This is a genomic window from Xenorhabdus beddingii (assembly GCF_002127545.1).
Classification (GTDB): domain Bacteria; phylum Pseudomonadota; class Gammaproteobacteria; order Enterobacterales; family Enterobacteriaceae; genus Xenorhabdus; species Xenorhabdus beddingii.
On sequence record NZ_MUBK01000024.1, the window covers coordinates 69737 to 76229 of the forward strand.

At 41.8% G+C, this 6493-nt stretch carries 4 protein-coding genes and 1 rRNA gene; all 5 read right to left on the reverse strand.

The window, feature by feature from the left end; translation table 11 throughout:
- Positions 1 to 96: 96 nt before the first annotated feature.
- Entirely contained in the window at positions 97 to 1845 is a 1749-nt protein-coding gene (aceK, locus tag Xbed_RS14055; RefSeq protein WP_086113534.1) for a bifunctional isocitrate dehydrogenase kinase/phosphatase, read from the reverse strand.
- Positions 1846 to 1926: 81 nt separating this feature from the next.
- Positions 1927 to 3234 (reverse strand): isocitrate lyase, encoded by a 1308-nt coding sequence (gene aceA, locus Xbed_RS14060; protein ID WP_086113535.1) that lies wholly within the window; start codon positions 3232 to 3234, stop codon positions 1927 to 1929.
- A gap of 60 nt (positions 3235 to 3294) precedes the next feature.
- Positions 3295 to 4890 carry a malate synthase A gene (gene aceB / locus Xbed_RS14065; RefSeq protein WP_086113536.1) on the reverse strand — a complete coding sequence of 532 codons (1596 nt, stop codon included), beginning with the start codon at positions 4888 to 4890 and terminating at the stop codon, positions 3295 to 3297.
- 304 nt (positions 4891 to 5194) lie between these two features.
- The gene (gene metA, locus Xbed_RS14070) at positions 5195 to 6124 is read right to left on the reverse strand and encodes a homoserine O-acetyltransferase MetA (protein WP_086113537.1); all 930 of its coding nucleotides are present in this window, start codon (positions 6122 to 6124) and stop codon (positions 5195 to 5197) included.
- Positions 6125 to 6396: 272 nt separating this feature from the next.
- Positions 6397 to 6493, reverse strand: a 5S ribosomal RNA gene (gene rrf / locus Xbed_RS14075); the annotation flags it as partial.

A 6493-nucleotide genomic window follows, 5' to 3' on the forward strand; every position in this document is an offset into this window, starting at 1 on the left:
CATTATTTCCGCATTGAAAAATAAATAAATCCATTCCGCTAAAACAACATTCGCCATTATTTTCTCCCGAACTATTATTTTTATCTGTGATGAGCACTACACCCCATTTTTTATTTTATTGATTTCTGTTCGTTGACTGAATCTCTGTCTACAGCGATAAGCAAAAACATCTTCTACATACCCGTTGTTAATGCGTTTTTGCAACGCTCGCCAGTAATCGGCTTTAAAAAGATCACTGTGACTTTCTTCAAAATAATGCCGGATGCGCTTGTCAGTACATAAAAAATGCTGGAATTCTTCTGGAAAGACATCATTGTCAGCGACGCTGTACCATGGTTCACTGGCTAGTTCATCTTCTGGATAGCGTGGCGGGGGAATATCCCGAAAGTTCACTTCGGTCATGTAGCAAATTTCATCATAGTCGTAGAAAATGACCCGTCCATGACGTGTAACACCAAAGTTTTTAAATAACATATCACCGGGGAAAATATTGGCTGCCGCTAATTGTTTAATGGCATATCCATACTCTTCTATCACATCCTTTAATTGCGCTTCATTTATTTGTTCCATGTAAATATTCAGCGGTATCATTTTACGTTCCATATAAAGATGTTTAATCAGGATCTTATCCCCTAAATCTTCGAGTTTTTCCGGTATCTCTTTTTGTAATTCCGCCATTAATTCAGCGCTGATATGGCGTTTATCAATAACAAAATTTTCAAATTCTTGTGTATCCGCCATTCTCCCCACCCGATCGTGTTCTTTTACTAAACGATAGCATTCCTGAACCCGCTCTTGGGAAACCTCTTTCTGAGGTGCAAACTTGTCTTTAATCACTTTAAATACGCGATCAAATGAAGAAGAAGCAAAAACCAACATCACCATGCCTTTCACACCCGGCGCAATCGTAAATTGTTCCTGAGAGGCATTAATGAATGCCAGATATTCACGATAATATTCTGTTTTGCCGTGCTTCTGGCAACCAATCGCCATATATAATTCAGCGGTGGATTTTGTCGGCAAAATCTCACGCAACCACTCGACCAAAGCCGCTGGCAAAGGTGCGTAAACCATAAAATAGGAACGAGCAAAACCAAAAACAATGCTGGCATCATCGTAACCGGTCAAACAGGTATCGATAAAAATCTCTCCCGATTCATCGTGATGAATCGGCAATAAAAACGGATAAGCAACTGCGCCTATTCTGATTTTCCCTACCAACCATGCGGCTTTATTACGGTAGAATAACTCATTGGCAATTTGAAAAGTGGCGTGTAATAAATCATGTTGGGAAAATATATTCTGTAAGTATTGCTTGATATAACTAATATCCCGCCCTAAATCTTCCCATTTTAGACGCAATGGTAAGTCATTTAAGATTGTTCGCAACATTGAAGCAAGATTGCCATTTGGAAAGAAATCCCGTGACAATGGGCGAGAAATATCGCGAAAACGGCAAGAGGGTTGAGAAGATAAGATGAATAGATTTTCTGGCTTCAAATTACGGTGCTTAAATAAACGGCAGTAGACCGAATTGAAAAAACTTTCTGCAATTTCGAAGCGTGGGTAGTCGGGCAATAACAGGGTATAAACGGCTTTGACTTCGGCGATGTAATCCTCATCATCTTGCAATGAGCCGTGGATACGTTTCAACTGTTCGACCACCAGACCCACATGATGATCATACAAGTTGATTCTCTTTTTCATGGCTTGCTGTACCGCATGCCAGTCTGCCCGTTCAAAACGTTGCTGTGCGCCTGACGTGACTTCCAGAAATCGACCATATTGCGCATCAAATCCTTGCAAAATGGTCTGTGCAATTAAACGTGCGAGATCTATTTCCATATTTAGCCACCTTATGCGACACGTAAAGGGGAATTCCCATTGGAATTCCCCATCAATATCAATGAAATGGGTATAACGAAATCAGAATTGCTGTTCTTCTGTCGATCCCGTCAACGCAGTCACAGAAGAAGTTTCTCCCTGAATAATGGTCGTGACTTTGTCAAAATATCCGGTTCCCACTTCCTGCTGGTGTGAAGAGAAAGTATAACCACGCTCAAGGGAGGCGAACTCTTGTTCCTGAACTTTTTCAACGTAATGTTTCATACCTTCGCCACGAGCATAATCGTAAGCCAAATCAAACATGTTAAACCACATACTATGTATGCCTGCCAACGTAATGAACTGGAATTTATAGCCCATTGCAGACAACTGTTCCTGGAAGCTAGAGATAGTTTTATCATCCAGATTCTTTTTCCAATTGAAAGAGGGAGAACAGTTATATGCCAGCAATTTGCCTGGATATTTAGCATGAATGGCGGCGGCAAAACGACGCGCCGCTTCAATATCGGGTGTAGACGTTTCACACCAGACCACATCAGCGTAAGGAGCATAAGCCAGCCCACGGCTGATAGCTTGCTCAATGCCCGCTCGGGTACAGTAAAAACCTTCACAAGTCCGCTTGCCTGTAATGAATTCACTATCATAAGGATCGCAATCGGATGTCAACAGATCCGCTGCATCTGCATCAGTACGAGCGATTAATAGCGTCGGCACACCGGATACATCAGCCGCCAATCGCGCAGCGACCAGCTTTTGGATGGCTTCCTGAGTCGGCACCAGAACTTTGCCGCCCATGTGCCCACATTTTTTCACTGCCGCCAATTGATCTTCAAAATGAACCGCAGCCGCCCCTGCTTCAATCATCGCTTTCATCAGTTCAAATGCGTTCAATACGCCACCGAAACCCGCTTCCGCATCCGCTACAATGGGCAGGAAATAATCAATGTATTCCTGACTGTCTGGACCGATGCCATTCGACCACTGGATTTGGTCCGCCCGACGGAAGCTGTTATTGATGCGCTTGATGACATTCGGCACGGAATCAACAGGATACAATGATTGATCGGGATACATGCTCGAAGCCGTATTTGCATCCGCCGCCACTTGCCAGCCAGAAAGATAAACCGCTTCAATACCGGCTTTAGCCTGTTGAAGAGCCTGCCCCCCCGTCAGCGCGCCAAGCGCGTTCACATAGCCTTTTTTTGATTTACCCTGCAACAATTCCCACAACTTTTTCGCTCCCATTTGCGCCAAAGTGTGTTCAGGATTAACCGAACCACGCAATTTGACGACATCCTCAGCACTATATGGGCGGGTAATGCCTGTCCAACGTGGTTGTTGCCATTCTTGTTCCAATTGAGCGATTTGTTGTGTCCGGGAGATGGTCATGATGTTCTACTTCCTATTCTTCTTAATTAATCGGATGTTTTTGCCATTATTGTTTTTTAATTAGTCCAATAACTGATAACCCGGTAATGTCAGGAAATCAATTAACTCGTCCTGTGTGGTAATCCTTTCCATCAAGGCCGAAGCCTCCATAAATCGCCCCTGAACAAAACGAACTTCCCCAACCTCTTGTTTAATAACTTCTAACTCTTCTTTCAACATTCCTTTAAACAGTTCCTTTGTTACCTTTTTACCGTTGGAGAGTGATTTTTCATGGCGAATCCATTGCCAAATAGAGGTACGGGAAATTTCTGCCGTGGCAGCGTCTTCCATCAGGCCATAAATCGGTACACATCCATTTCCCGAAATCCAGGCTTCTATATACTGGACAGCAACGCGGATATTCGCGCGCATTCCCTCTTCGGTTCTTTCTCCCGAACAAGGGGCAAGTAACTGTGCAGCCGTAATCGTTTCATCTTCTTCACGCAAAACGGTTAGCTGGTTCTGGCGTTCTCCCAATTTTGTGTCGAAAATCCTCATGGTAATATCTGCAAGGCCCGGGTGTGCGACCCATGTACCATCGTGACCATTATTGGCCTCTAACTCTTTATCTGCTTTAACTTTATCCAAAACATGTTGATTTTCTTCAGGATTTTTACTGGGAATAAACGCCGACATCCCTCCCATCGCAAATGCACCACGTTTATGGCAGGTTTTAATTAACAAGCGAGAATAAGCACTCAAGAAAGGCTGTGTCATCGTAACGGACTGGCGATCCGGCAAAACACGATCAGCATGATTTTTTAATGTTTTGATATAGCTGAAAATATAATCCCAGCGCCCACAATTAAGGCCCACAATGTGATGACGCAAATGGTAAAGAATCTCGTCCATCTGGAACACCGCAGGCAAGGTTTCAATCAAAACCGTAGCTTTAATGGTGCCTTTTGGCAAATTGAAACGTGATTCTGCAAAACTGAAAACATCACTCCACCATTGGGCCTCATGGTAACTCTGTATTTTAGGCAGATAAAAATAAGGACCACTGCCTTTTTTCAGCAGTTTTTTATGATTCAAATAGAAATAAAGTGCGAAATCAAATAATCCTCCAGAAATCGGTTCGCCTTTATAATGAACATGTTTTTCTGTCAGATGCAGCCCCCTGACTCTGGCAATCAATACTGCCGGCTCCGCTTTCAGTTCATAGCATTTACCCTGCTCATTGGTATATGAGATCGTGCCATTGACTGCATCTCGTAAGTTAATTTGCCCGCTTATTACCTTATCCCATGCAGGTGCCAATGAATCCTCAAAATCCGCCATAAAAACTTTTACATTGGCATTTAAGGCGTTAATGACCATTTTACGTTCTACAGGCCCCGTGATTTCAACCCGGCGATCGTTGAGATCGTCAGGTATTCCCTGTATTTTCCAATCTCCATTTCTAATGGAAGTTGTTTCCGAAATAAAATCTGGTAGCATTCCATCGTCTATCTTTTTCTGCCATTCAATGCGTTCTTCCAATAATTTTTTACGCCTGTCAGAAAATTCGACAATTAAATCCTCTAAAAAATCAATAGATTCAGGCGATAACACCTGATTTTCAGCCTCACCCAAGGGCTTCATAAAGGTCAAATGAGTTGTTAACATCTGTTGCATACTCCCCCTCTCTTCGTCTTTTAAATAACCACCCGTTTAAGATTAATCAATTCGAAAAATAAATCAAAAACAGTTTCCATTATTTTTAAATTAAAAAAATAACCAAATAGAATCAAATAATTAAGTTGACTTTAAGATGCAAAAAACAGGGAAATAGATTTCAAAAAAATAGGCGAAAAGTGTTAAGTTTTTGTTATGTATGAAAAATAACTCATGGCGGGAAATCGTCATTACGAAAAGGAAAATTAAAAAAATGAGAAATGGCTCGCTTCAGCTAAACCTCATTTTTCTATTTCAATCAGATTCAATCTAAGGAAGGGTTCATAAAAGTGAGATCATATGGCGTGATTTGATAAACATAATAATTCAGCCAGTTCGAAAACAGTAAGTGGCCATGACTGCGCCAAGCGGCAATGGGTTTATTTTCTGGATCATTATTAGGGAAGTAATTGACGGGTAACGCAGGGTCTAAACCCGCATCCCGATCACGCCAATATTCCGCAGCGAGTGTACCTACATCATATTCAGGATGGCCTGTCACAAATACCAGCCTTCTATCCTTACTCGAAAATAAATAAGCACCCGCCTCTTCGGAGCAAGCCAAAATATCTAGATCTGTATGATCGCGAATAACGGATTCTGGGAAATCAGCAAAACGAGAATGGGGTGCCCAAAAAGTCTCGTCAAATCCGCGCGTTAATAATGCCAAAGGATCTAACGTTGTATGAGAATAGACACCAGATAGTTTGGTCGTTCGAGTATATTTTGGGAGACGATAAAGAATCTTTAAGGCTGCCTGAACCGCCCAACAAACAAAAAGTGTCGAAGTAACATGACACTTTGCCCAAGTGACGATTTTTTCAACTTCATCCCAATAAGTGACATCTTCAAACTGAACCAATCCCAAAGGGGCGCCGGTGACAATCAATCCATCAAAATTTTGATCTTTTATTGAGTCAAAATCACAATAAAAAGTATCTAAATGCTCAGCAGGAGTATTTTTACATTGTCGACTATCAATTCTCAGCAATTGAATATCAATCTGTAGCGGTGAATTGGACAATAACCGGATAAACTGATTTTCAGCTTCAATCTTCTTGGGCATGAGGTTAAGCAGCAATACTTTCAATGGGCGAATATCTTGAATATTGGCCCGTGTTGAGGTCATGACAAAGATGTTTTCATTACGGAGAATATTTACCGCAGGTAATTCATCTGGTACACGAATTGGCATTGCTCGAAACCTCGACTATTCTAACTTGTACACTTAGACTTCTAGATAGCTAAATCTAACCCAAAAGGAAGGTGAATGTCGAGTTATTGCACTCAAATTGAAATTATTTCATTTTGTTATATAGAGAATAATAATCAGCATAAGAAAGAAAAACGAGGTGATATATTGAATGAGGAGAAACGCATTAGCTATTAGCTTATGGTTAATTATTTCTATTTTGCCAAAACGCAAAAAAGCCATCCGCTGACGGATGGCTTCTCTGACTAATTGATGTCTGGCAGTTCCCTACTCTCACATGGGGAGACCCCACACTACCATCGGCGCTACGGCGTTTCACTGCTGAGTTCGGCATGGGGTCAGGTGGGACCA

Excerpts from the sequence above, each read along its gene's own strand:
- aceK (WP_086113534.1), bottom strand. The coding sequence starts at position 1,845 with ATGGAAATAGATCTCGCACGTTTAATTGCACAGACCATTTTGCAAGGA.
- aceA (WP_086113535.1), bottom strand. The coding sequence starts at position 3,234 with ATGACCATCTCCCGGACACAACAAATCGCTCAATTGGAACAAGAATGG.
- aceB (WP_086113536.1), bottom strand. The coding sequence starts at position 4,890 with ATGCAACAGATGTTAACAACTCATTTGACCTTTATGAAGCCCTTGGGT.
- metA (WP_086113537.1), bottom strand. The coding sequence starts at position 6,124 with ATGCCAATTCGTGTACCAGATGAATTACCTGCGGTAAATATTCTCCGT.